The 24,760-nt window shown below is 70.7% G+C and carries 19 protein-coding genes and 1 tRNA gene; 12 read left to right on the top strand and 8 right to left on the bottom strand.

The genetic code is table 11. From position 1 onward, the window contains the following. Positions 1-14 precede the first annotated feature (14 nt). Both DFR69_RS14470 and DFR69_RS14475 read right to left on the bottom strand, forming a co-directional pair. Positions 15-1,085, bottom strand: coding sequence for a septum formation family protein (locus DFR69_RS14470; RefSeq protein WP_110038026.1), 1,071 nt, complete (start codon positions 1,083-1,085; stop codon positions 15-17). A 51-nt stretch (positions 1,086-1,136) separates the two neighbouring features. Continuing rightward, complete coding sequence (locus DFR69_RS14475) at positions 1,137-2,834, bottom strand: aldehyde dehydrogenase family protein (protein ID WP_110038027.1); 1,698 nt, start codon at positions 2,832-2,834, stop codon at positions 1,137-1,139. Positions 2,835-2,914: 80 nt separating this feature from the next. Between DFR69_RS14475 and serS the strand changes: the two genes are divergently transcribed. The 3 genes from serS to DFR69_RS14490 all read left to right on the top strand — a co-directional run bounded on the left by serS (position 2,915) and on the right by DFR69_RS14490 (position 7,468). Continuing rightward, positions 2,915-4,171 carry a serine--tRNA ligase gene (gene serS, locus DFR69_RS14480; RefSeq protein ID WP_110038028.1) on the top strand — a complete coding sequence of 419 codons (1,257 nt, stop codon included), beginning with the start codon at positions 2,915-2,917 and terminating at the stop codon, positions 4,169-4,171. A gap of 77 nt (positions 4,172-4,248) precedes the next feature. Then, the gene (locus DFR69_RS14485) at positions 4,249-6,075 is read left to right on the top strand and encodes a putative bifunctional diguanylate cyclase/phosphodiesterase (protein WP_244198248.1); all 1,827 of its coding nucleotides are present in this window, start codon (positions 4,249-4,251) and stop codon (positions 6,073-6,075) included. Positions 6,076-6,166: 91 nt separating this feature from the next. Further along, positions 6,167-7,468 (top strand): MFS transporter, encoded by a 1,302-nt coding sequence (locus tag DFR69_RS14490; RefSeq protein WP_110038030.1) that lies wholly within the window; start codon positions 6,167-6,169, stop codon positions 7,466-7,468. Here the strand turns inward: DFR69_RS14490 and DFR69_RS14495 are convergent, their stop codons facing one another. Next, the gene (locus DFR69_RS14495; protein ID WP_244198250.1) at positions 7,469-8,002 is read right to left on the bottom strand and encodes a hypothetical protein; all 534 of its coding nucleotides are present in this window, start codon (positions 8,000-8,002) and stop codon (positions 7,469-7,471) included. 96 nt (positions 8,003-8,098) lie between these two features. Between DFR69_RS14495 and DFR69_RS14500 the strand changes: the two genes are divergently transcribed. The 6 genes from DFR69_RS14500 to DFR69_RS14525 all read left to right on the top strand — a co-directional run bounded on the left by DFR69_RS14500 (position 8,099) and on the right by DFR69_RS14525 (position 17,235). Next, positions 8,099-9,037, top strand: a complete 939-nt coding sequence (locus tag DFR69_RS14500; RefSeq protein ID WP_110038032.1) for a DMT family transporter — start codon at positions 8,099-8,101, stop codon at positions 9,035-9,037. 132 nt (positions 9,038-9,169) lie between these two features. Continuing rightward, a complete protein-coding gene (locus DFR69_RS14505; protein ID WP_146229286.1) occupies positions 9,170-11,122 on the top strand; it encodes a serine/threonine-protein kinase in 1,953 nt (650 codons plus the stop codon). A gap of 81 nt (positions 11,123-11,203) precedes the next feature. Continuing rightward, positions 11,204-12,373, top strand: coding sequence for a DUF7373 family lipoprotein (locus DFR69_RS14510; RefSeq protein WP_146229287.1), 1,170 nt, complete (start codon positions 11,204-11,206; stop codon positions 12,371-12,373). Between the two features lie 3 nt (positions 12,374-12,376). Then, on the top strand, positions 12,377-14,242 hold the full coding sequence (locus DFR69_RS14515; RefSeq protein ID WP_208643969.1) for a serine/threonine-protein kinase: 1,866 nt from the start codon (positions 12,377-12,379) through the stop codon (positions 14,240-14,242). Then, positions 14,239-16,125, top strand: a complete 1,887-nt coding sequence (locus DFR69_RS14520) for a serine/threonine-protein kinase (protein ID WP_110038036.1) — start codon at positions 14,239-14,241, stop codon at positions 16,123-16,125. The genes DFR69_RS14515 and DFR69_RS14520 overlap by 4 nt, the downstream gene beginning before the upstream one ends. Positions 16,126-16,197: 72 nt before the next feature. Then, a complete protein-coding gene (locus tag DFR69_RS14525) occupies positions 16,198-17,235 on the top strand; it encodes a Gfo/Idh/MocA family protein (protein WP_110038037.1) in 1,038 nt (345 codons plus the stop codon). Position 17,236: 1 nt separating this feature from the next. On the opposite strand, the gene DFR69_RS14530 is transcribed toward DFR69_RS14525, so the two are convergent. Beyond that, a complete protein-coding gene (locus DFR69_RS14530; protein ID WP_110038038.1) occupies positions 17,237-18,772 on the bottom strand; it encodes a Rieske 2Fe-2S domain-containing protein in 1,536 nt (511 codons plus the stop codon). Positions 18,773-18,877: 105 nt separating this feature from the next. Continuing rightward, positions 18,878-19,792: a hypothetical protein gene (locus DFR69_RS14535; protein WP_244198251.1), complete on the bottom strand. Its 915-nt coding sequence runs from the start codon at positions 19,790-19,792 to the stop codon at positions 18,878-18,880. Between the two features lie 201 nt (positions 19,793-19,993). On the opposite strand from DFR69_RS14535, the gene DFR69_RS14540 reads away from it, so the two are divergent. Then, a complete protein-coding gene (locus DFR69_RS14540) occupies positions 19,994-20,752 on the top strand; it encodes a lysophospholipid acyltransferase family protein (RefSeq protein WP_110038039.1) in 759 nt (252 codons plus the stop codon). 49 nt (positions 20,753-20,801) lie between these two features. On the opposite strand, the gene DFR69_RS14545 is transcribed toward DFR69_RS14540, so the two are convergent. After that, positions 20,802-21,599 carry a helix-turn-helix domain-containing protein gene (locus DFR69_RS14545; protein WP_167456264.1) on the bottom strand — a complete coding sequence of 266 codons (798 nt, stop codon included), beginning with the start codon at positions 21,597-21,599 and terminating at the stop codon, positions 20,802-20,804. Positions 21,600-21,684: 85 nt separating this feature from the next. Between DFR69_RS14545 and DFR69_RS14550 the strand changes: the two genes are divergently transcribed. Continuing rightward, positions 21,685-22,533, top strand: a complete 849-nt coding sequence (locus DFR69_RS14550) for an NAD(P)H-binding protein (RefSeq protein ID WP_110038041.1) — start codon at positions 21,685-21,687, stop codon at positions 22,531-22,533. Between the two features lie 15 nt (positions 22,534-22,548). Here DFR69_RS14550 and DFR69_RS14555 read toward each other — a convergent pair whose 3' ends face one another. Next, positions 22,549-22,971, bottom strand: coding sequence for a hypothetical protein (locus tag DFR69_RS14555; RefSeq protein ID WP_110038042.1), 423 nt, complete (start codon positions 22,969-22,971; stop codon positions 22,549-22,551). A gap of 229 nt (positions 22,972-23,200) precedes the next feature. Here DFR69_RS14555 and DFR69_RS14560 point away from each other — a divergent pair. Next, positions 23,201-23,273, top strand: a tRNA-Gly gene (locus tag DFR69_RS14560). A 34-nt stretch (positions 23,274-23,307) separates the two neighbouring features. On the opposite strand, the gene DFR69_RS14565 is transcribed toward DFR69_RS14560, so the two are convergent. Next, complete coding sequence (locus DFR69_RS14565; RefSeq protein ID WP_110038296.1) at positions 23,308-24,738, bottom strand: lipase maturation factor family protein; 1,431 nt, start codon at positions 24,736-24,738, stop codon at positions 23,308-23,310. Between the last annotated feature and the right edge of the window lie 22 nt (positions 24,739-24,760).

Below are 24,760 nucleotides of genomic sequence, written 5' to 3' on the forward strand. Positions count from 1 at the left end.
CCGCTCCGGCGCGGTCACCGCGGCTGGGGCTGCGGGGGCAGCGGCGCGGCGCCGGGCAGCGGCGCCGGGGTGGAGCGGCCGGTGTTCGGCGGCGGCACCGGGGCTTGACCGTCGATCAGGATCTCGCCGCGCGCCGAACCGACGATCGGCGCGAAACCCTCACGGTCGGCGCCCTTTCCGAGCCAGCAGTCCAGTTTCTTGCTGCCCGCGAGCCAACTGGTCGGTTCCAGATAATCGAAGAACAGCGTCAGCGTCTTGTTCCTGATGGCGTCGGGACTGCCGAGGTACTCGGTCGAGAGCCGGTTGCACTCGCCCTCGACGAACTTGTCCTGATCGGGCTCCGAGGGCGGGCCGCCGGTGAAGTGCGCCCCCAGATCGACCGTGCCGACGATCTCGACCGCGTGCGGCTGCGCGCAGTCGACCGGGTCGGTCGGCAGGTTCTGGTTGATACCGAGGCAGGTGCCGACGGCGTGGATCTTCGACTGGTCCTGCTCGACGATGCTGCCGGTCGCCGCCGGACTCGACGAGGTGGCCGCCACCTGCAGGCCGCAGCGCAGCGTCCGGTCGCCGTGCTGCCAGCCCGCCGGGCTCGGCGACATCACGTTGACCATGTACTTGCCGCGCGGGTCGAACCGGCCGCCCAGGTAGCGCTGCACCGCGGGCACGCAGTGCTCGTCCCTGAGCTCGGTCATCCGCAGCGAATCCGGATGCCGGGTCCCGCCGCTGAACTCGCGGCCGGGGTAGGCGCTGAGGTCGACCACCCCGGCCACCTCGAACAGGTGCTTGTCCCCGCAGTTGACCTTCACCAGGTCGCTGCGGTCGGCCTTGGTCCAGCTCAGGCAGTCGCCCTCGTTCGCGCTGCTGAACTCCTTGTCGCGGACCACCGGCTCCGCACCGGGCTGGTGCGCCTCGACCTTGTCGGTGTCGAAGCCGGTGACCGTCATCGTGACCAGCGCCGCGATCACGGCGCCGAGCGCGCCGATCAGCAGCCCCCACCGCAGCTTGCGCGCGGAAAGATGGAGCGAACTGGCGCCGCCGCTGGGCGCCGCGGATCCCGGTGCTTGGTCACTCTGCTGTTCAGACATCGCGGTCCATCATGGCAGCGTGGTCGCGGCTGTGCCACGACCTTCCCGGACTCAGCCGCGCAGCGCCGAGGCGAAGATGCCGGGCAGACGGGTCGGCTTGCCGTCGCCGTAGAACCCGGTGAGCTTGCGGCCGGTGCCCGTGCCCGTCTTGTTGGTGACGAACCACGGCGGCTTCGGGCTCAGCGTGAACTCGCCGCGCAGCAGCGCGCGCGGGGCGGGCCGGAACGGGCCGCGGACCACGGTGCGCTCGACGTCGTCGAGCAGGAAGGCGTTGTGCACCACGCCGATTCCGCTCTGGATGTCGTCGAGGGTGTGGCCGGGGAAGGCGCCCCAGCTCGCGCGCGGGGTGAGGAAGGCGAGGCCGGTCCACGCGTTGACCGCGACGGTGCCGTAGCGCAGGTTTTCGACAGCGGTGTCGAGCTGCGCGCCGAGCTCCTTGACGGTCGCCGGGTCGACGATGATGTTCGCGCCGAGCGTGCCCATCAATTCGTCGTTGGCGAAGTCGACGGCGTTGCGCAGGAAATCGGCGCCGGTGCCGGGCAGCGAGACGACGCCGAGCACGGGGGAGAAGTACTCGGTGCGCAGCAGCGGGGTGTCGCCCGCGGGCAGGTCTTCCACCAAAACGCGGCCGTTGGCGCGGGCCGAACCGGGGTAGGACTCGAGCGCACCGGCGACGCGGCCGTCGCTGCCGGGGTAATAGGCCGGACGCGCGGGCGCGCGGTCGATCGCGGCGCGCAGCTCGGTGAGGAACTGCTCGCGCAGCGGCCAGTCGGCACTGACGACGACGGTCTGCGCGGCGACGCAGTTGTAGCCGCCGTTGTGCAGGCGCTGGGTCGCCACGTGCTCGGCCTGGAACTTCAGGTCGGCCGCCGACCAGTCACCCGGCACCACGATGCACGGCGCGACGCCGCCGAGCTCGCTGGTGATCGGCTTGGCCAGGGCGGGCGTTCCGGTCTTCTTCCGCTCGGCGCCCTCGGCGCCCGCGCCCCACACGATCGCGTCGTGGGTTGGCGCGCCGCCGGTCATGTGCACGTGCGCGACCTGCGGGTGATTCACCAGGTAGCCGCCCTCCGGCGCGCCGCCGGTAAGGATGCGGACCACGCCGAGCTCGATGAACGGCGCGAAGATCGCCCGGAACACCGGCAGCAGCGGGTCGGTGATCGGGTTGAGCTTGAGCGCGACCACCCGGTTGTTGGCGTAGAGCTCGTAGAGGGTGTCCAGCGGGGCGATCGACATGATGTTGCCCGCGCCGAGCACCGCGCCGACGCCGCCGGTCGCGGCCGGATCGAGCTGGGCGAGCCCGGCCTTGCGGCGGGCGGTCGCCGCGTCGACGCCGGGACGCAGCCACACCTCGGCGCTGAATCCGCTGAGCAGCAGCTTGTCGTAGAAGCCGTGCGGCAGCGCGGGGACCGACACCCGGCCACCGGGCGCGGTGCCGAGCTCGACCCCGTCGAGCGGGCTGGCGCCGCGTTCGAGCGCGCCGAGCGATTCGGCCAGCGCCTGCGCGCCTGCCAGCATCGTCATCGGGCCCGACATCCACTCCTCGCCCACCAGCGGGCTGTCGGCGTCGAGCTGCTTGATGGTGCGCGCCGCGGAGACCCAGGCCTCGGCGTCGCGGGCGGTCAGCGCGTGCAGTTCCTCGAGCAGTTCGCGGCGGCGGCGCAGGCCCGTCGCGGCCCAGGTCTTCTCCCCCTGTGTGAGATCGGCAAGTGCGTTGTCGATGACGGCGGCGTCGAAAGTAGTACTCACACCGCAACTATGCTCCTGCCGCGGCGTCGAGGGATAGGCCGCGTGATTAAGAGTTGCGTAAACTACTAGGCTGTTTTCTCATGATCGACCTCCGATTCCTGCGCGAGAACCCGGAAGCCGTCCGAGCCTCGCAGCGGGCCCGCGGTGAGGACCCCGCGCTCGTCGACGCGCTGCTCGAAGCCGACGCCGCGCGCCGCGCCGCCGTCGCCACCGCCGACACCCTGCGTGCCGAGCACAAGGCGATGGGCAAGGTGATCGGCAAGGCGAGCAAGGAGGAGCGCCCCGCGCTGCTCGCCGCGGCCACCGACATGTCCGCCAAGGTCAAGGAGGCCGAGACCGCGCAGAACGCGGCCGACGCCGATCTCGACGCCGCGCACCGCGCCATCTCCAACGTGGTGCAGGACGGCGCGCCCGCGGGCGGCGAGGACGATTACATCGTGCTCGAAACCGTCGGCACCCCACCGGAATTCGACTTCGAGCCGAAGGATCACCTCGAGCTCGGCGAATCGCTCGGCCTGATCGACATGGAGCGCGGCGCGAAGGTGTCGGGCTCGCGGTTCTACTTCCTCACCGGCCACGGCGCGCTGTTGCAGCTGGGTCTGCTGCAGCTGGCCGCGCAGAAGGCCGTCGCCAACGGTTTCACGATGATGATCCCGCCGGTGCTCGTCCGGCCGGAGATCATGGCCGGGACCGGGTTCCTCGGGCAGCACTCGGCGGAGGTGTACCACCTCGAGGACGACGACCTGTACCTCGTCGGCACCTCGGAGGTGCCGCTGGCCGGCTACCACTCGGAGGAGATCCTCGACCTGAGCGCGGGCCCGAAGCGGTACGCGGGCTGGTCGTCGTGTTTCCGGCGCGAGGCGGGCAGCTACGGCAAGGACACCCGCGGCATCATCCGCGTGCACCAGTTCGACAAGGTGGAGATGTTCGTCTACACCACCCCCGAGCAGGCCGATGCCGAGCACCAGCGGCTGCTGGCCTGGGAGCGCGAGATGCTGGCCGCGATCGACGTGCCCTACCGGGTGATCGATGTGGCCGCGGGCGATCTCGGCAGCTCGGCCGCGCGCAAGTTCGACTGCGAGGCCTGGGTGCCGACCCAGCAGACCTACCGCGAGCTCACCTCCACCTCGAACTGCACCACCTTCCAGGCCCGTCGCCTGGCGGTCCGCTACCGGGACGAGAACGGCAAGGCGCAGATCGCGGCCACCCTGAACGGCACGCTGGCGACGACCCGCTGGATCGTGGCGATCCTGGAGAACCATCAGCAGGCCGACGGTTCGGTTCGGGTGCCCGCGGCGCTGGTGCCCTTCGTCGGCACCGAGGTATTGACACCGTAGAGCTCTTCACTGTTTGCTGCGATCACATTTGTTGATGTGGCAAACGTCCTGACCGAACAACATCTAGGCTGGTGCTCGTGCGAGGAATCGGGGCGCGCGGCGATACCCGAACCCGGGTGCGGGCGGCATCGGCGTTGGCGACGGCAAAGGTCATGGCCAGGACAACGGGGGCGTTCTACGTTCTCGGCGGTGTCCTCGGCCTGACGATCACTGCGGTCGCACCGGGGGACGACGGTAATCGGCTGCTGGTCGGAACGGCGGCCGCGGTCGCCTTGGTACTCGGTCTGACCCTGCTGGTGTGGGGCCCGCGGATGCCACACGCCCTGCACCATCTCTACCTGGCCACCGCCGCCGTCCTGGTGACGATCGCCGTGCACGACTTCCCCAACCTGGTCGGCGGCATCACGCTGGCCTCGTTCTACGTCTTCGTCGCGTGCGATGCCGCGCTGTTCTTCGCCTGGCCGCAGGCCGTCGCGCACATCGGCTTCGCGATGGCGCTGTGCCTGTGGGTGCTGCCCGCGCGTGATCTGCCGTGGTGGTCGGGTCTGATCCCGGCCGGTGTCACTTTCGGCGCGGGCGTCGTCGTCGGCATCCTCACCAGAATGGCCTCGGACGCCGACATCGACGTGCTCACCGGTTTGCTGAACCGCCGCGGCTTCGAGAAGCAGCTCAACCCGGCGATCGACGCGGCGGGCCGCAGCGGCCAGGGCCTGTCGCTGGTCCTCGTCGACCTCGACCGCTTCCAGAAGATCAATGACCACCTCGGCCACCGCGCGGGCGACGCGGTGTTGCAGCGGGTCGCCGACAGCTGGCTCGACCTGCTCGCCCCCGACCAGGTGCTCGCCCGCTTCGGCGGTGACGTCTTCGCGCTGCTGCTGCCCGGCACCACCGAGCAGGCCGCGATCCTGCTCACCGAGAAGCTGCGCGCCGCGGTGACGATGGGCTGCTCGGCCGGTGTCACCTCGTGGCAGCCGGGGGAGTCCGGTTCGCTGCTGATCAGCCGCGCCGACGTGGGCCTGTACCGCGCCAAGCAGGCGGGCCGCAACCGCACGGTGCTCGAGTCGTCGCGGCAGCTGCCGCTGGCGGTGGAGCTGCGCGAGGCGATCGACCGCGGCGCCCTAGACGTGCACTACCAGCCGATCGTCAGCCTCACCGAGGACGGCGGGCAGGCGGTCGGCGTCGAGGCGCTGCTGCGCTGGTCGTCGAACGCCCAGCCCGAGGTCACCACCGAGGGCCTGATCCGGGTGGCCGAGGAATACGACCTCATCTCCGATCTGGACGAGCTGGTCCTGCGCCGCGCCTGCGCCGACGCCGCCCGGCTGCAGGAGAGCTTCGCCTCACTGGATCTCACCCTCAATGTGAACGTCTCCGGCCTGGAACTGGCCGAACCCGATTACGCCGAGCGGGTCGCGACCATCCTGTCCGACACCGGCTGGCCCGCCGATCAGCTGGTCCTCGAGGTCACCGAGAGCGAGCTGGCCGCCGAGTCGCAGACCGCGATCACCAACCTGCACACCCTGCGCGACCGTGGCGTGCGCATCGCCATCGACGACTTCGGCACCGGCTACTCCTCGCTGAGCAGGCTGGCGACCATCCCCAGCGACATCCTCAAGGTCGACCAGTCCTTCGTCGCCGCGATCCGCTCGGATTCGCCGGCGCCGCCGCTGCTCGGGGTGATCGCCGCGCTCAGCAAGTCGCTGGATCTGCAGGTCATCGCCGAGGGCGTGGAGACCGAATACCAGGCCGCGGTGCTCACCGAGCTCGGCTTCGCGCTCGCCCAGGGGTACCACTACAGCGACTCGCATCCGGTCTCGGAGCTGATCAACGACCTGAACGACGCGCGGCCCCGGCCCACCGGTACCGACGACTCCGTCGCGGCCAACGGCTGGATCCCGCTCGGATAATCGCTTGACGCCCGGCGGCGGGTGGCGAACCATGAGCAGCATGCGCATGCTCATCTACGGCTGTTGATCCGCACAGTTCCTGCGTACCGCGGTGGCACGGTTGACCGCTGAACCGGTCGGCGTCCGCGGCTTGGCAATTCGCGCCGTCCTGTTCAAGGGCACCCGCGATCTGCTGCCCATCTATGCCCTCTATGGCGTGCTTTTCGCCGACCACGGCCTGAGCACCGCGCAGATCTCCCTGCTGCTCGCCCTCTGGTCGGTGACGGCGTTCGTGCTCGAGGTGCCCTCGGGCGCCTGGGCCGACACAGTCTCGCGGCGTGGCCTGCTGATCCTGAGCTGCGTGCTGCAAGCGGTCTGCTTCGTGCTGTGGATGGTGGCGCCGTCGTTCCTCGGTTTCGCGCTGGGCTTCGTCGTCTGGGGTGTCGCTTCTTCCCTGGAATCGGGCACGTTCGAGGCGCTGATCTACGACGATCTCGTGGCCCGCGGCGAAACCTCGTCGTACGCGCGAATCATGGGCTGGACGCGCGGCGCGCAGGAATCGACCGTGCTGCTCGCCATCCTCGTCGCGGCGCCGCTGTTCGCACTCGGCGGCTACGCGCTGGTCGGCTGGGTGAGCTTCGGCGTCGCCGTCCTGCACACCCTCACCGCGTTCGCGCTGCCGTCCGCGCCCGTCGCCATCTCCGCGACCGCCGTCGACGACCTCGACGACGAGCCGGCGATGCCGGGCCCACACGCGGTGCCCGGCGCGGCGCCGGTCCACGCCGCCGACCCCGAGTCCGCGCGAGGGCTCACGCGGTACCTGACGATGTTGCGCACCGGGACCTCCGAGGCGCTGGGCGTGCGGCGGGTGCGCAGGGGAGTCCTGTTGGGCGCCTTGCTCTACGGCCTCACCTCGTTCGACGAGTACTTCGGTCTGCTCGCCGTCTCCGGTGGCGCCTCGACCAGTGTCTCGGCGCTGCTGGTGGGCGTCACCGTCGCCGGTTCGCTGCTGGGTTCGCTGCTGGCCGGACGCGCCGAAGCCGTCCCGGCCCGCGGGCTGGCCGCCGCGTTGTTCGCGGCCGGTGTCCTGTTCATCGCGGGCGCGCTCGCGGTGGGCGCGATGAGCCCGGTCTTCCTGTGGGCCGGTTTCGTCGGCATCGGCGTCGCCTACGGCGTCGACTTCACCGTCGAGGTGGTCGCGGGCGCCCGCCTGCAGGACGCCATCGAGGGCCCGGCCCGGGCGACGGTCACCTCGTTCTCCGGGTTGCTGTCGGAGATCGTGGCACTGGCGGTCTTCGGCTTCGTCGCCGTGGCGACCCAGTGGTTGTCGATGTCGACCACGATCGCGCTGTTCGGGATCGTGCTCCTGGTGGCCGCCCTGCTCATTCCGAGCTGGCTGCCGCCGCGCAAGTGATCACCAGCGGAACATGGGCAGTGGTTTGAGTGGATGCCGAACCGCGTGCCGCAGACCGGATTTCACCAGGAATTGATGGAACCCGGCATACGGGAACCGCTCGACCACCTGCCGGACGAACTGCGCGTCGAGCCCGCCGCGCAGCATTCCACGGCTCACATCGACGCGGTCTGCCACGCGGAAGGTCTCGACCAGCGGGTCGGTCCGCGTCCGCAGCCCGTGGTGGTCCAGCACCAGCGCACGCACCAGCGCGGTGTCGGCAAGTCCGAGTTCGGCCGCGTGCGTCTCACCCAGCGCCGCCGAGGGCGCGAGGTAGTCGAAGCTGCCCGCGGTCCAGATGCCGAGATCGTGCACGGCCCAGGCCAGTGCGGCGGCATCGGGCAGTTCCCCGCCGAGCAGCGCGCGCTGGTAGTTGGCGCAGCGGTACACGTGGTGGCGATAGGCGCGTTCGTCGGCGCCGAGCGCGTCGCGGTGCCGTGCGAGCACGTCGTCGATCACCGGGTGGGACAGCATCGGAGAATCGGTTGTCGACATCGTCTTTCGCCCCCTGCCGAGCGTCCGGGCCGCCGCCGGACTCGCCCGTCAGTCTAGTGTCGGTAGCCACGGCACCCCAGCTGACGAAAGGACGCGGTGGTCGGACGCAACGGTCTCGGAGCGATCTTCGGATTCTGCATCGGCGCTGGTGTCGCCGTGCAGGGTCGCATCAACGGCGCACTCGGCGCCGAACTGGGCGACGGTGTCGCCGCGGCCACCATCAGTTTCGGCACCGGCCTGCTCGTCCTGCTTGTCGCTTTCGCGGCGAGCCCGTCGCTGCGCGCTGGCCTCGGCACGGTGCGCACCGCCGTGGCCGACGGCAGGGTGCGCCCGTGGCAACTGCTGGGCGGGCTGTGCGGCGCGTTCTTCGTCGCGAGTCAGGGCCTGACCATCGCCGCCATCGGGGTCACCGCGTTCACCGTCGCCGTGGTGGCGGGTCAGCTGCTCAGCAGTCTGGTCGTCGACCGGCTGGGTCTCGCCCCCAACGGTCGCACGCCGGTCACCACCTGGCGCGTCGTCGCTGCCGTCCTCGGCATCGCCGGCGTCGTCCTCTCGGCGGGTAGTGCCGCCACACCGACCGGCTCCGGCACCGGTGTCCCCGGATATCTGCTCATCGTTCTCCCCGCGCTGGCCGGTATCGGCCTGGCCTGGCAGCAGGCGGTGAACGGCCGCGTCGGCGCTGTCGGCGGGCCCTTCCCCGCCACCCTGATCAACTTCACCGTCGGCCTGATCGCGCTGTGCCTGTTCAACATCTTCACCCTGCTCAGCACCGGCCTGCCCACCCGATTCCCCACGGCCCCCTGGCTCTACCTCGGCGGCCTCATCGGCGTCGCCTTCATCGCACTGGCCGCGATCACCGTGGGCATGATCGGTGTCCTGCTTCTCGGTCTCACCTCGGTGGCGGGCCAGCTCATCGCGGCGATGCTGCTCGACGCGGCGGCCGGCCGGCTCTCGCTCACCGCCGTCGGCAGCTGCGCGATCGTCCTCACCGCGGTGGTCATCGGGAGCAGAGCGACGACAACGGCGGACCACTAGTCCACGCCTCGGTTCGCCGGAAGTCGTTGGCGGCCGGCCGCTGGTATTCGACCGCCTGGGCCCGTCGGCGCGCGGGCGGCGGCTCGGTGGCATGGTCGCGGTGTCCTGGGGGCCGGTGCGTGGGGTGCTAGGTTGCTCGCGGACGCCCGCGCCGGAGATCGTGGCGCGCGCACCCGCCGCGGCGGGATCGAAGTGGGGGAGTACGACGTGATCGAGCCGCTGTCGCCTGCCGAATCGTCGATGATCGGCCGCTACCGGATTCGCGGTGTCCTCGGCGCGGGCGGCATGGGCCGGGTACTGCTCGCCACCGGTCCCGATGGACGTTTCGTCGCCATCAAGCAGATCCACGCCCATCTTCTCGACGATCGCGAGTTCCGTGCCCGTTTCGAACGCGAGGTCGCCGTTTCCGCCCGGGTGTCCGGCGCGTTCACCGCCGCCGTCGTCGATTTCGACACGAGCAGCGAAACACCTTGGCTGGCATCACGTTTCATCGCCGGAGTGCCGCTCGACCGCGCGATCCGTGAGCACGGTCCACTGCCCGTGCCCGCTCTGCGCACCCTCGCCTCCGGCCTGGCCTCCGCCCTGCACTCGATCCACAGCACCGGCCTGGTGCATCGAGACCTCAAGCCCGCCAACGTGATCCTGGCCGACGACGGGCCGCGCGTGATCGACTTCGGTATCGCCCAGGCGGTCGGCGCCGGCGCGCAGCTCACCGAGGTCGGCGCCGTCGTCGGCTCGCCCGCGTACATGTCGCCGGAGCAGGCGATGAGCGAGCAGGTGACCTCGGCGAGCGACGTGTTCTCGCTCGGCTCGCTGCTGTGTATGGCCGCCACCGGGGACAGCCCGTTCGCGGCGAACTCGGCGGCGTACACCCTGTTCAACATCGTCCACAGCGAACCCCGGCTCGACGCGGTCCCGCCCGAGCTGCGCGAGTTGATCGGCGCGTGCCTGCGCAAGGACCCGGCGGCCCGGCCGACACCGGCTCAGATCCTCGACTACCTCGGTGTTCTTCCGGTGCAGAGCATGCCGTGGCCCGCGCCGGTGCATGCCGGGATCGCCGAGCTGTCGCGGAATCTGGTCTCGCTCACCTCGGATCCCGAAGCAACCCAGATCATTTCGTCATCGATCCGGCCCGACGCGGCCGTGTTGCCACCGCCGCGGACGAAGGGTAAGGCGAAGCTCGCGCTCGGTGTCGCGGCCATCGCGGCCGTCGTCGTGGCGGCGACGACCGCTGTCGTCATCGTGCGTGACGAGCCCGCCGAAGCGCCTGCCGTGTCGCTGCCCGGTCTCGCGCAACTGCGCGAAGTCTCGGCTTGCGACTGGTTGCCGCAAGCTCTCGGCCCCACTCTGCCCGCCGACGTCGGCGCGGGCGGTAAGCCGAAGGTCGCCGACTGGCTGTGGCAACAGACCTCGACCTGGGGATGCCGAGGTTTCTCGGGCGCCGCCGAACTCACCCTCGAAATCGGTGCCGCCATGGGCGGTTTCACTGCCACCGGCGATACTGTCCACGGACTCCCGCTGCGGCGACGAGGTACCGAGTGCGCGCTGGGTGTCGGCGTCGGCGAGGAGGCGGGCGGGTGGGGCATCGCCCTCGCCACCAAGGAACGCACCTCCTGCGCGCTGGCCGAACACGCTGTCGAGCGGGTGCTCGCGACCGTGGCCTCGGCGCCGCGGGCCACCGTGGCCGCGGGGTCGTTGTCGGCGGTCGATCCCTGTTCGCTGGTCGCCGACGCCGAAGCCGTCGCGGTGGGCGCGACCGCGCCGGGAATACCGGTCGCGGCGCACTCCTGCGAATGGCGCGGCGCGACCACCCTCCGGTTGACCATGTCGTATCCGCTGCGGCTCGATCTGCCCACCGCGGCCAGAAGGACCGTCGACCTCGGCGACGGCGTCACCGCCGACATCCTCGTCGCCACCGACCCGGTGGACGAATGCCGGCGCATGTACCGGTACCGCGAGATCGGTGAGCAGTACCTGGAGGTCGCCACCCTCCAGGTGAACGGCGACGGTGAACGCGTCGTCGACGCCAAATGCCCTGCCGCCGAATCGGTCCTGAAATCGGTGGTCGGGCGCTTGCCGCAGTAGCGGCACCGGTGGGCGGGTGATAGTTTCAGCCGGATCGGGAGGAGTCGGGCGCCTGCGGTGTCCGATCGGAGGGGAATGTTCGTGCGGTACAGGTCGCGTCGGCTCGCGGCGCTCGCGGTGACGGTCGTCGGTTTCGCCGCCGCGTGTGGTGATCAGTCCGCGGTCCCCGACCACGGTGCGTACTCGGTGCGCCCGATCGCCGCCGTCTACGACGACACCGCCAGCCGCAGCCGCGGCATCCTGGTCGAGTCGCTGCGCCTCGGCGAGCACCTGCTGATCGCCGAGGAGGTCGACCCCGACCTGTCGATCAGCAGGGGCGGGGGTGTGATCGCCGATCACGACGGCGTCGACGGCCTGCTCTCGGCCGTGCAGCTGGCGGCCTTGCGCCCGTTCGACGTACTCGGGGCCTTCGGCGCGATCGCGGGCAACGACCAGTTGCACAACGAGGCCGTCGACAAGGCGCTGACCATCTCGCTCGTCGCGTTGCCGAGCGAGGAGAACGCGGCAGCGGCGGCCGCGGCGATGGCGGCGGCGGACTTCGGCGCCAATGCCGAGAACGCGCCGCTGCCCGTCCCGGAATTCCCTGCGGCGCTCACGCATTGGCGTCCGGGCGTCCCCACGGTCGGCAGCTGGCTGGTGTGGAAGAACCTGGTGATCCGGGTCTTCGCGAAGGTGGCCGAGCCGCGCCCGGAGGTGCTGGTCGACCTGCTGACCCGCACCTATCGCGCCCAGCTCGCCGAACTGGGGACGTTCACACCCACCCCGGCCGCCGAGCTGGCCACCGCCCGGATCGACAGGGACGGGCTGCTCACGCGCCTGGTGTCGACGGGCGACACCACCCCGGACCGCAAGGAGTTCGCCGTCTACGGCCCGCGCGCCTACGCGCTGCTGCTCGATCGCCCGATGACGCGGTCGCGGATGTTCGCCGAACATCGCGTGTCCGCGATCGCGGTGTCGCACAACAAGATCCTGTATCGCACCGAGTCGCCCACGGCGGCGGAATCGTTCGACGCGGCGATCCAGGCCGGCCAAGCCGAGGAGTACGTCCCCATGCGGGGCGTGTCCGCGGCGGCGGAGGTCTCCTGCTTCCGCGCGCTGCGGCCCGACCTCCGTCTGGTGCAGGCCCGCCGCTTCACCTGCCTGATCCGGCACGACGAATTCGTGGTCAGGGTGTACAGCAACCAGGAGCTCGATGCCCGGCAACTCGCCGCGGCGCAGTACACCTTGCTCGCCGACAGTCAGGGGTCGTAGCCGGTGAAATCACTTGGACCCCAGGATCCGCCCGCCCTGGGCCGCTATCGCCTGCTCGCCGTGATCGGGCGCGGCGGGATGGGGCAGGTGCTGCTCGGACGCGGGCCGGACGGCCGCCTGGTCGCGGTCAAGCGGATCCACCCGCATCTCACCGGAAACCCAGAGTTCCGCGCCAGGTTCCGGCGCGAGGTCGAGGCCTCGCGGCAGGTGACCGGCGCGTACACCGCCGGCGTGGTCGACCACGACGCCGACGCCGAGACGCCCTGGCTGGCCTCGGAATTCATCGCGGGACCGTCGCTGCAGGAAGCGGTCGGCGAGTTCGGCAGGCTCACGGTGAGCGGACTGAAGCTGCTCGCCACCGGCCTGGCCATGGCACTGATCGAGATCCACCGCACCGGCTTGGTGCACCGCGACCTCAAGCCGAGCAACGTGCTGCTCACCAACGAGGGACCAAGGGTGATCGACTTCGGCATCGCCCGCGCGATGACCGACGACATCACCCTCACCGCGACCGGGGCGGTGATCGGCTCGCCCGCGTACATGTCCCCGGAACAGGCCGAATGCCGTCCGCTCACCGCCGCGTCCGACGTGTTCGCGGTCGGCGCGCTGCTCGCGATGGCCGCCACCGGCGCGAGCCCGTTCGAGGCGGCGTCCACGCCGCAGGTGCTCTACAACGTGCTGTACCGCACGCCGGACACCAGCGCGATTCCCGGCGCTCTGCGCACGCTGGTCGACGCGTGCCTGGCGAAGGATCCGGCGGACCGCCCGACTCCCGAGCAGATCCTCGAGGTGGCGGGCGCGCTGGAGGCGGAGCCGGTGTGGCCCGTCCGGGTGCGCAGGCGCGTCGCCGACCACCAGGCCGAGGCCGCCCGGTGGGCCGCCGGTGTCGCCCCCGAGACGGAACCCGCACCACGCCGACGGAAGTGGTGTAAGCCCGGTCCGGTTCCCCTGGCGGCCGCGGTGTCGGTGCTCGTCCTCGCGGTCTGCGCCTGGTGGGGTGTCGGCGTCGAGGGCAAGGCCGAGGCGATGAGCGATCCGCCGCTGGCGCTCACCGTCGACGAGGGCCGTCGCTTGGACATCTGCGCGTTGCTGACGCCCGCGGTGCTGACCGACCTCGGCACGCCGATCGCCGAACTCACCCAGCAGGGGGTGAACGGATGCAGCACCATGTACGCGAATCAGGCAGGCGAGCAGGTCTACTTCTCCCTCAATGTCGCCATCTCGGCGAGCGAGACCGAGACGACCCTCGACCCGATCGGCAGCGCGATCAGCTGGATGCCGGTCTTCGGCCACCACAAGGAGGCCCGGATCTGCGACCGGGCGGTCATCACCCAGAGCGGGCTGCCGTTCAGCATCACCATGCAGGTGCAGGCGCCCAGCGGTGACGGATGCCCGCTGTCGGAACGGGCCCTGGCCGCCGTGGTGCATCGCCTCTCGGTGAATCCGCCGCTGCGCGAACATGATCCCGACTCGATCCTGCTGTTGGATCCCTGCGCGCTCATCGACGCGCCTGCCGCGCTGCCGGTGATCGGAGACCCCGCCCGCGAAACGTCCTACGGCCCGCACGGCTGCGCGGTGGCCGGGCGTGACGCGTGGTTCTCGCTGTCGTTCGAAGACCGCATCCGTCCCGACAGCGAGACGGGCGTCGTGAACCCGAAGCCGACGATCACGGTCGCCGGACGTACCGCGCACATCGTCAGCCGGAGTCCGCGATCATGCGATCTCCGGATCATGATCCGGCCGAGCCGGGATGATCAGGCGGAGGCGGTCAGCACCATGATCGTGCTCGCCGAGTCCGTCCCGGGCGATCCTTGCGACGCGTCCGCCACGCTGCTCGCCCCCGTTCTCGCGAAGTTGCCGACGTCATGACGATTCAGTCCCTCGATCCCGACGCACCGCGGCGCATCGGCCGATACCGGCTCCTCGGCGCACTGGAGCCGACAGCGGGCTTCTACCCCCTGCTGGCGGCCGCACCGGACGGCGCACTCGTGGTGGTGCAGCAGGCGCGGGCCGAATCGGTCACCGAACCGGATTTCCGTATCCGGCTGCGGCACAGTGCCGTCGCCGCCATGCGTGTGTCCGGGCCGTCGAGCACGACCGTGCTCGACGTCGACGCCGACGCGGAGAAGCCTTGGCTGGCAGCGGCGTTCGTGCCGGGCATCCGCCTCGACCGGGCCGTCGAGACGCACGGCCCGCTGCCGGTGCCTGCTGTCCGCGCGCTCGCCGGATCGCTGGCGAGCGCCCTGCGCGCCGTGCACGACGCCGGGCTCGTGCACCAGCGGGTGCGCACCGACACGGTGATGTTGACCAGGGACAGCGGCCGACTCGGCGAGATCGGCATCGCCGCGCCGACGCGCGGCACCGCCACAGTCCTCGGCACTCCCGAATTCCTCGCTCCCGAGCAGGCTCTCGGCGTCGACATCACCCCGGCCGCTGACGTGTTCGCGCTCGGTGCGGTGCTCGCCTTCGCGGCGGGCGGCGTCGCCCCTTTCACCGCGCCCTCGGTGCCCTACATCCTGTTCAACATCACCCAGCGGGAACCCGACCTCAGCCGGGTCCCGGAACCACTGCGCGAGATGATCGCCGCCTGCCTGCGCAAGGACCCGGCGGCGCGCCCGACCCCGGCGCAGATCCTGGACTACCTCGGTGGCCCGCCGCCCGTTCCGGCGGACTGGCCCGCCGGGGTCGCCGACGACATCGCCCGCACAGAGCACCAGGCGGCGGCCCTTCTCGCCGCGCTGCCGCCGGAGCTGCCGCAGGCGCCGACGCGCCCGTTCCCCGAGATCGCCGCCGCGATGTGGGCGAACGCGCGTGGGTGGACGGTTCGCCGCTGGCAGTCGACGGGGGCGCGGGCTCGGCGCGGTGTGGCCGCCGGTGTGGTCGCGCTCGTGCTCGCCGTCGCCGGCATCGTCTTCTTCACCGGTGCCGAACCGGACAGACCCGCATCGACCACCGGGCTGACACTCGCCGAGCTCCGGCGCGTCGACCCCTGCGGTTGGCTGGACCGGGCGCTGGGCGCCGCGGTCCCGGTCGTCCCGACGCCGCTGCCCAGAGACTCGTGGAAGCTCACACCCACCGCCGACTGGGGCTGCCGCGCGTCGGCCCCGAAGTACTCCATCGACCTGAACCTCGGCAAGGAAGAGGACTACCTGACGCCGCTGGTCACCGAGGTCGACGGGGTGCCGATCATCCACGGCACCCAGCACGGCTGCACGCGGGCGATAGCCAGTCCCGGCGCGGAGGCGGACTCCGGCATCGTCCTGGACATGTCGCGGCCCTCGGACGTGAAGGATTGCGGCGCCGCCGATTACGTGATCGCCAATATCGCGCGATCACTGTCGGATGCGCCGAAGGCGGAGTATCGCGCCGGCTCGCTGGCCGGACTCGCCCCGTGTGACCTCATCAGCAGGGAGAAGGTGGCGAGCCGGATCGGCCCGCTGCCGAAGGCGCCGACCGTCGCGGACGCCCACACCTGCCAGTGGGACGGCCGGGTCAGGCTCGCGATCGACCTGGTGCGCACCAGCTCCTACACCTCCGGCGCCGATGTGCTCGCGACCACGATCGACGGCGTCTCGATGTACGCCGATCGCGGCGGGTCGACGGCGATCTGCGTCCGCGCCTACCTGGTGCCCGACGCCGACACGGAAACGATCGAGGTCGAAGTGCACGGTGGCGAGGGCCGCCGCGACGACTACTGCGCCCTCGCCGCGTCGGTCCTGCGCGAGGTGGTCGAGAACCTGCCCGCGCGCTGATCTCCCCGGCCGGTGGCCGTGCGGGGTGGATACTCGATCCCGGCGGCGCACACACCAGACGGAGGGACATCGATGGACCAGCTCGGGGTAGCGATTATCGGATACGGCCTGGCCGGGTCGGTGTTCCACGCGCCGCTCGTGGCGGCCGAATCGCGGATGCGGGTGGCCTCGGTGGTCACCTCGTCGGCGGAGCGGGCCGAGCGGGCGCGGGCCGAGCATCCGGGGGTGCGGGTGTGGGGGACCGCGGCGGAGCTGTTCGCCGAGGACGAGGACGTGGATCTCGCGGTGATCGCCACGCCGAACAGCACCCACGCGCCGCTTGCCCTGCAGGCGCTGGCCGCGGGTCTGCCGGTCGTGATCGACAAGCCGTTCGCGGTCCGCGCGGCCGACGCCGAGGAGGTCGTCGAGGCGGCCGAGCGCGCCGACCTGCCGCTGACCGTGTTCCAGAATCGCCGCTGGGACAACGACTTCCTGACCCTGCGCGGCCTGCTCGAGGAGGGGAAGCTGGGCGAGGTGCGCCGGTTCGAGTCCCGGTTCGAGCGGTGGCGCCCCGACCTCAAAGGCGGCTGGCGCGAGCTGGACGAGCCCGGCGCCGGCATCATGTTCGACCTGGGGAGTCACCTCGTCGACCAGGCGCTGACGCTGTTCGGCCCCGTCACCGAGGTCTACGCCGAACTCGACCGCCGCCGCCCCGGCGCCGCGGCCGACGACGACGCCTTCATCGCCCTCACGCACGCCTCCGGCACCAGGTCACACCTGTGGATGAGCGCCGTCGCAGCCCAGCTCGGCCCGCGCATGCGCGTCCTCGGTTCGACCGCGGGCTACACCGTCCACGGCCTGGACCCCCAGGAGGACGACCTGCGCGCAGGCCGTCGCCCCGACGACGAAACCCTCTGGGGCACAGTCCCTCCCGAACAGTGGGGCACCCTGGGCGCCGGCGACGACCTGCGCACCGTCCCCACCCTCCCCGGCGACTACCCGGCCTTCTACCGCGCAATGGCCGCCACGCTCCTCGACGGCGCCCCGGTCCCGGTCGACCCGCGCGACGCCGTCGAAACGCTGCGCATCCTCGAATACGCCCACCACGTGGCGAGCGCCGCCGAGGAGTGAATCAGAGCTTGCGCGAGCGCAGTTCGTGGCCTTTGGAGGTCTTGCAGCGGCCCGACTCCAGGTCCCACTGCCAGCCGTGCAGGTTGCAGGTGAGGTTGTTGCCTTCCACCACACCGAATTTCGAGAGGTCGGCCTTGAGGTGGGGGCAGCGGCGCTGGACTTCCCAGCCGTCGAGTTCGGTGACGGCGGAATCGTCGTGCGCCTCGGCGAACCAGCCGTCTGCGTAGGCGATGCGCTCGTCGGTGAGGCACTTGAAGAAGGTGTAGAGGAACTCGTTGTAGCCGCCGATGCGCCACGCCTGGAAGCGGGTGGACAGGAAGATCGTGTTCACCCAGTCCGGCTCGTTGTCGCGCAGCACGGTGCGGACCAGCTCGGGCGCGATCCGGAAACCGTAGCGGTAGCGGCCCTCGCCCTCGATCGGCGCACGCACGGTGCGGTGCGGGAAGTCCAGCACCACCGTCTCCTCGCCGATGACCAGGCCCACCGGGTAGCCGATGCCGTCGCTGATCAGCGCCGACTGCTTCATGATCGGCTCGAACAGCTCGCGCAGCGGCTCCAGCAGCGAGCCCTCGCCGGTCTCCCAGGTCGCCTTCTCGGCGGCCAGCACCGGCGCGAACCGCTGCGCCATCTCCTCGATGTAGGCGGCCTTGTCGCCGTAGATCCGGTCCGGATCGAACGGGTGCTCGAGGTCGAGTTCCTTGCCGCGCACGTCGGCGACCGAGCCCGGGATCATCAGGATGCCGCCGGCGTTGCCGTGGAGCTCCATCTGCTCCAGGAACACGATCTGGTCGGGGAAGATGTTGCCCTCGTCGCCGCGATCGTCGTTGAGGTAGCGCAGCTCGGAGTCGAGGAACACCGGCGGACCGGCCGAGGGCACCACCCAGGTGGCGCCGACCTGCTCGATGTAGGAGCGGGCGCGGTCCATGCCGCGCTGCCGCTTCTGCTTGCCGAAGTTGGCCTTGGTGCGGGCCGGGATGTCGTACACCGCCGGGTACCAGATCGCGCCGGAGTACTGCAGCAGGTGGATGTCGATCTCGCCGAACGCCTCGTGGATCACGTCCATGTCGACGGGCCTGGCGTCGTTCATGTTGAAGCAGGTGGTCTCGCCGTCGGAGACGAGGATGCCGGAGTCGCCGATCGGGCCGTCGGCGGGCGCGCGCAGCGCCACGATCATGATGTCGAGCGAGCCCTTGGGTCCGGTGACGGTGTGCTTGACCGAGTCCTGGGTCTCGAAGAACTTCGTGAAGCCCAGCGCCTCGAGCTCGCGGCGCAGATCCGGCACCGGGTAGTCGGGCAGCAGCACGGTCGCGTCCTTGTTGACGTACCGGCGCAGGTGCTCGGCGTCGAAGTGGTCGCGGTGCAGATGCGAGACGTAGAGGTAGTCCACATCGCCGAGCGCCGCCCAGTCGAGCTGGGAGTTGTCCGGGAACGGGAACCACGACGCGAAGTAGGCGGGGTTCACCCAGGGATCGCAGAGGATGGTTCCGGCCTCGGTTCGGATGTGGAAGCCTGCGTGTCCGACGCTGGTGATCTGCACGAGCTGATTCCTCCTACCAGGATCTGATTCGCCGGATCAAGGGCGAGCTACCGCCGCCGCAGGTTCCCCTGACCACCTCGGCGTACCAGCCAACCAGGATAGTGGCTAGATCGTTACGTCACCGATGCAATAGCCCTCAGCGGTCGCGACAACCGTGAAAGTGCGGTTCCGAGTGCCCCCGGGGGAGGTGGTCACCGGCACCTGTACCTCCAGGTAGTCGCCACGAATCTGCTCGGATCGTAGCTCCTCGGCGGTGAAGGAGGTGACATTGCCTACTTTGCCCGAGTCGCGCGCCAAGGGCGCTGCTGTCGGGTTGCCGGTGCCTTCGGGGTCCCAGGTCGCGGGGGAGGCCTTGCAGGTCAGCGGATGGTCTGGTTCGATGTCGGCCGCGTTGAGTGGTTTGCCGGTTGCCCTGGCGAGGTAGCGGCGCACGGTGTGGCGGGCGTCGGCCTCGTCGTAACCCGGCTCGACGCCGGCGGCGAACACCCGGCCGCAGGCGTAGCCCGTCGCGATCGACTCGCGGTCGACGGTGACCGTGGTGGTGCGTGTGCGCCAGGTGACGGCGTCGGAGGTCGCGGTCCCCGGCTGGCTCAGCGCGGCCAGGATCGACTGCGGATCGGCGTACATGTCGGCGACCGTGCGTGGCGGGATGGTCCAGCACTTGTCCTGGAGTTCGGTGACGCTGTCGGTGCGCAGGTCGGCGGCCCAGCGGCGGACGGCGGTCACCGCCTCGTCGTCACCGGCGACGGCGCCCACCTGCGGCGCGTCGGCGGGCAGCGGCGGGAGGGTGGTGGTGCTCGCGCCGGTCGGCGCCGGCTCGCCGGGTGCGATCGCCTGGGTCGCGGTGGTCGCGCTGGTCGTCGGGCTCGCGGTGGCCGCAGGGGCGGGATCGTCGCCGGGGATGCCGGAGACCGAATCGCAGCCCGCGATCAACGCCGCGGTGGCGGTCAATCCGGCGGCCAGGGCGGCGGCACGGTGGTGGCGGGTCGGAGCGATCGGGGTCGGCTTCGCGCGTTCCACTACGACTTCCTCAATTCCTAGGTCCTGGCGTCCGCGCGGGCGTCGCGGCCGTCGACTGTCGGGGCGAGCGGGCTCGCCGGGGATAGACCGGTGCGCGCGAAGCGAATTCGGCGCGCGGCTGATCGCCGCGGTCCGGCGGGGCGGCGCGCGGCGGCGCCGGGCCTGCCGGAACCGGCGATCTGCGACTACGCTAGCTGAATTGTGGAACCCGTCTACCGGTCGATCATCGGCCTGGCCCGAACCGTCTTCTTCCTCGAAGGTCTGAAGTTCACCGTCAAGGGGGCCGAGAACATCCCGGCGTCCGGCGGTGCCGTGGTGGCGATCAACCACACCGGCTACATGGACTTCACCTACGCCGGACTGCCCGCGCGCACGCCGAAGCGCTACATCCGCTTCATGGCCAAACACGACGTCTTCGAGAGCAAGATCTCCGGACCGATCATGCGCGCCCTCAAGCACATTCCCGTCGACCGCACCGCGGGCGCCGACTCCTACAAGGCCGCGGTCGAGTACCTGCGCGCGGGCGAACTCGTCGGCGTGTATCCCGAGGCCACCATCAGCCGCAGCTTCGAGATCAAGGAATTCAAGTCCGGCGCGGCGCGGATGGCGATCGAGGCCGAGGTGCCGATCATCCCGATCGTCATCTGGGGCGCCCAGCGCGTGTGGACCAAGGGCTTCCCCAAGCGCCTCGGCCGCACCAACACCCCCATCTCGATCGCCGTCGGCGCCCCCATCAAGCCTTACGAGCCCGCCGCCGACCTGACCGCCCAGCTCCGCACCACCATGCAGCAGATGCTCGCCGACCTGCAGGAAACCTACGAGCACGAGCCGGGCGCCTACTGGGTCCCGAAGCGCCTCGGCGGCAGCGCCCCCTCCCTCGAGGAAGCCACCGCCCTCGACGATGCCGAAGCCGCCGAACGCCTCGCCCGCAAGTCCGCGAAACAGCACCCCGAGTCCTGACCGGCGCCGTCGCGTGGTCGCCCGTCTCCGGGACGACCACCGCGGCGGCTCAGCGCGGTATCCGGCAGCGGGTCGGCGCGGGCAGGCTGCCGCGTAGGTAGGCGGCTGGGGGGACGCCCATGAGGGTGCGGAAGTCGGCGGTGAGGTGGGACTGGTCGTAGTAGCCGGTGTGGGCCGCCAGGTGGGACCACGGGGTGTCGCCCGCGTAGGCGAGGACGCGGCGGACGCGGTCGATGCGGGCGAAGTGTTTGGGTGAGTCGCCGACGCCGGTGCTGAACAGCGTGCGCAGGTGCCGTTCGCTGACGGCGAGCCGTGCCGCGAGGTCCGGGATGGCGGGCGCGGAGTCGGCGGTGAGCACCGAGATCGCCTCGCGGAGTACGACACGATGCGCGCGCTCGGTCTCTGACTCGGAGATCCGTTGCGGCAGGACCTCTTCCAGATAGGCCAGGGCCTCGCCGGTGGGTAGGTCGGTCAGGTCGTCCGCGAGAGTGGCCAGCGGGCCGGGCAATTCGGCGAGCCGTACGGCGCGATCGGTGAGGTCGCTCGCCGCCACACCGAGCAGCTGACGCGTCACCCCGGGCGCCAGCCGCAACCGCACGCAGCCCGCGGGCTGCTCGGCCCGCGAGTACACGGCCTTCGTCTGCGCGCCGACGACCAGCGCCTCGCGCCGACCGGACCCGTCGGTGCGCAGCACGATCGTCGTGGTCGCGACGGGCGGCTGCGCGAAGGGGCGGTCCACGTCCTCGTCGATCCGCGTGCTGGTGAGCTCGGTGAGCCACGACCGCAGCGAGGGCGGCGCCTGCACCGGGGTCTCGATCTCGGCCGGGGTCAGATACTGCGTGCTCACCAGGTCAACAGTAAGCGGCGCGGCGCGGTCTGTCCGTGCCGATTTCTCCTATCCGCGCAGGCAGGCGGGTCGGCATGCTCGAGGCATGATCCTGATCACCGGTGCCACGGGCACCATCGGCAGTGCCCTCGTCAGCCGGCTGCTCGCGGACGGCGTGGCCGTTCGTGCCGCCACCCGCGACCCCGCCGCCGCGAGCTTCCCCGCCGCCGTCGACGTCGTCCGCGTCGACTACCGCGACCCGGCCACCTTCGCCCCGGCCATGGCGGGGGTCGAGGCGGCCTTCCTCAACGGGCTGCCCGGCCCCGAAGACACCGGCGTCGACGGCGCCCTCGTCGCCGCCGCCCGGGCCGCGGGCGTGCGCCGGGTGGTGAAACTGTCCGCGATCGGTACCGGCGATCCGCGCCTGGGCCTCCCCGGCACCTGGCACGTCCCCGGTGAGCAGGCGGTCCGCGAGTCGGGCCTGGAGTGGACGATCCTGCGCCCCAACACCTTCGCGTCGAACACCCTCAGCTGGATCGCACCGCTGCGCGACGGACACCCGGTGCCCAACCTCACCGGTGACGGCAAGCAGGCGGTCGTCGACCCGCGCGACGTCGCCGAGGTCGCCGCCACGGCGCTGCGCACCGGCCGATACGACGGCCGCGTCCTGACCCTCACCGGCCCCCTCCTGCACACCGGCCGCGAGCAGGCCGCCGTGCTCGCCGAGATCATCGGCCGCCCGATCGAGGTCGCCGACATCGCCGCCGCCGACGCCCGCGAGTTCATGACCGCGGCCGGTCTGCCGCCCGCCTTCGTCGAGGGTTCACTGATCGGCCAGGCCTTCATCAGGGACGGCCACAACGAGCTGGTCAGCGGCGATGTCGCGGAGGTACTCGGCAGGGAACCGCGAAGCTACGCCGACTGGGCCGCCGACCATCGCGACGCCTTCGCCTGAGACCCGGGTCTGGGTTCAGTTCATCGTCAGCACCCACGAGCCGTTGCAACCCTTACGGTCGTTCAGGTCGTCGTCGTAGACCCAGTTGAACCTGATCGGCGGATTGGTGCGGACGTTCCAGCGGCCCGACGGTGAGGTCACCACCTTGCCCTTGCGCGACAGCACGCCCACCTCGTCGTGCGCGAACTGCCATTTCCCGCCGCTGGTCGGGTAGTTCAATCGCAGCGTCACCCGGCCGCCGGTGTGGTTCTGGACCACCAGGCACGAGCCGGGGTGGTTCACGTCGATCGCGTACTCGCCGAATTCACCCTCCTCGGTGTTCTCGCCGCTGTCGGTGAGCTCCACCGGATCGGTGAAGTCGGCGTGTGCCGGACCGGCTCCCATGATGGTCACGGTGGTCACAGCGATACCCGCCGCGATCAGCCCCAGTGTCTTCATCCCGTTCCCTCCTGTCGTTCCGGCGGTAGCCGCCGGACCGTGAAAGAGCTTTCCGGGCAAGGACTTCCGATACCTTGTCGCGGACTTAACGCGGAAGTCGCGGCGGCCAGGTCCTGCGCCGAGCTCACCGCGGCTTCGGGAGGGCTGTGCGCACGGATTTCACTTTTTCGGGGGTGAGGCGCTAATGTTCCTTCTCGCACGACGAAGCCCCGCGGGGCTCGTACGGCACGCGGATGTAGCGCAGCTGGTAGCGCATCACCTTGCCAAGGTGAGGGTCGCGAGTTCGAATCTCGTCATCCGCTCAACGAGAAGCCCGGCCGCCGTGCCGGGCTTTTCTCATTGTCGGCGCCGTTCCAGGCGCTCGTGACTCAGCGGCGGCAGGAACTCCCCGATCAGGCGGCGACGCCACCAGATCCCCTCGCGGAACAGCTGGGTGGGCGTGCTGAAGTGGTACTCGTAGAGCCGGGCGCGCAGGTAGCGTGGCGGCGCGTCGGGGAAGGGGCAGTGCCGCAGCAGGCGCAGGGTGTCGCGGTCGTTGTCGAGCAGCCGCACGACCAGCGGAATCGCCCAGGATCGGGCATAGGCCGGCGAGAGCGCGGCGAACCACATCAGCCAGTCCAGCCGCAGGTGATAGGGCGCCCACTGGCGCGGACGGAACCCGACGGCCCCCGGTTTGCCCTTGAACTCGTACTCGCGCCACTCGGTGTCGTCGTCCAGGTGCTCGGCGTCGGTGCCCTCCAGCACGATCTCCTGCCGGACGCGGGTGATGCTGCCGAACGCGCCATAGGTGTTGACCAGGTGCAACGGGTCGAACGAGGCATTCATCGCCTGCCCGGCGGAGAGCATGTTGCGCACCGGCCAGAAGCTCAGCACGACCACCATCGCGAAGAACGCGATCACCGCGCCGAGGAACCATCCCGGCGGTGCGGCGACCGGCGGCGCGTCGGGCAGGAACGGATACGCGCTGACCGCGGTGGTCGCCAGCAGCAGCGTCACCCAGTTCAGCCAGGCGAAATTGCCCGAGATCACCAGCCACAACTGCGTGACGATGACGATGATCGCCGCGACGCTCGCCACCGGCTGCGGCGCGAACAGCCCGAACGGCACGATCAGCTGGGCGAAGTGATTCGCCGCCACCTCCACCCGGTGCAGCGGTTTGGGCAGGTGGTGGAAGAACCAGCTCAGCGGGCCCGGCATCGGCTGGGTCTCGTGGTGGTAGTACAGGCAGGTCAGGTCCCGCCAGCAGCGGTCGCCGCGCATCTTGATCAGCCCGGCCCCGAACTCCACCCGGAACAGCAGCCAGCGCGCCGCCAGCAGCACCAGCAGCGGCGGCGCGACCGTGTCGTTGCCGAGGAAGATCGCCAGAAAACCGGCCTCGAGCAGCAACGATTCCCAGCCGAACGCGTACCACGCCTGCCCGACATTGACGATCGACAGATACAACGCCCACAGCGCGAACCACAGCCCCATGGCCGCCCACAGCGGCACCAGATCGGCCAGCCCCAGCGCGACCGCCACCGCGAGCGCCGCTCCGAGCCAGGCGACGGCGGCGAACCACCGATCCGAGTAGCGCAGATGGAACAGGCTCGGCGCCCGGCGGAACGGGGTCCTGGCCAGGTAGCGTGGAATGGGCAACATCCCCCGCTCGCCGAGCAGCGCGCGGAACTGCAGGGCCGCCGCGAGGAAGGCCAGGGCGTAGACGACCGCCAGGCCGCGCTGGAAGATCAGCCTGCCCTGCCAGTATTCCGGTGCCGTGAACCACTCCATGCGTGTGTGCTCCCGGTGGTCG

The sequence above is a fragment of the Nocardia neocaledoniensis genome (assembly GCF_003182135.1).
In the GTDB taxonomy this organism is placed as follows: Bacteria; Actinomycetota; Actinomycetes; order Mycobacteriales; family Mycobacteriaceae; genus Nocardia; species Nocardia neocaledoniensis.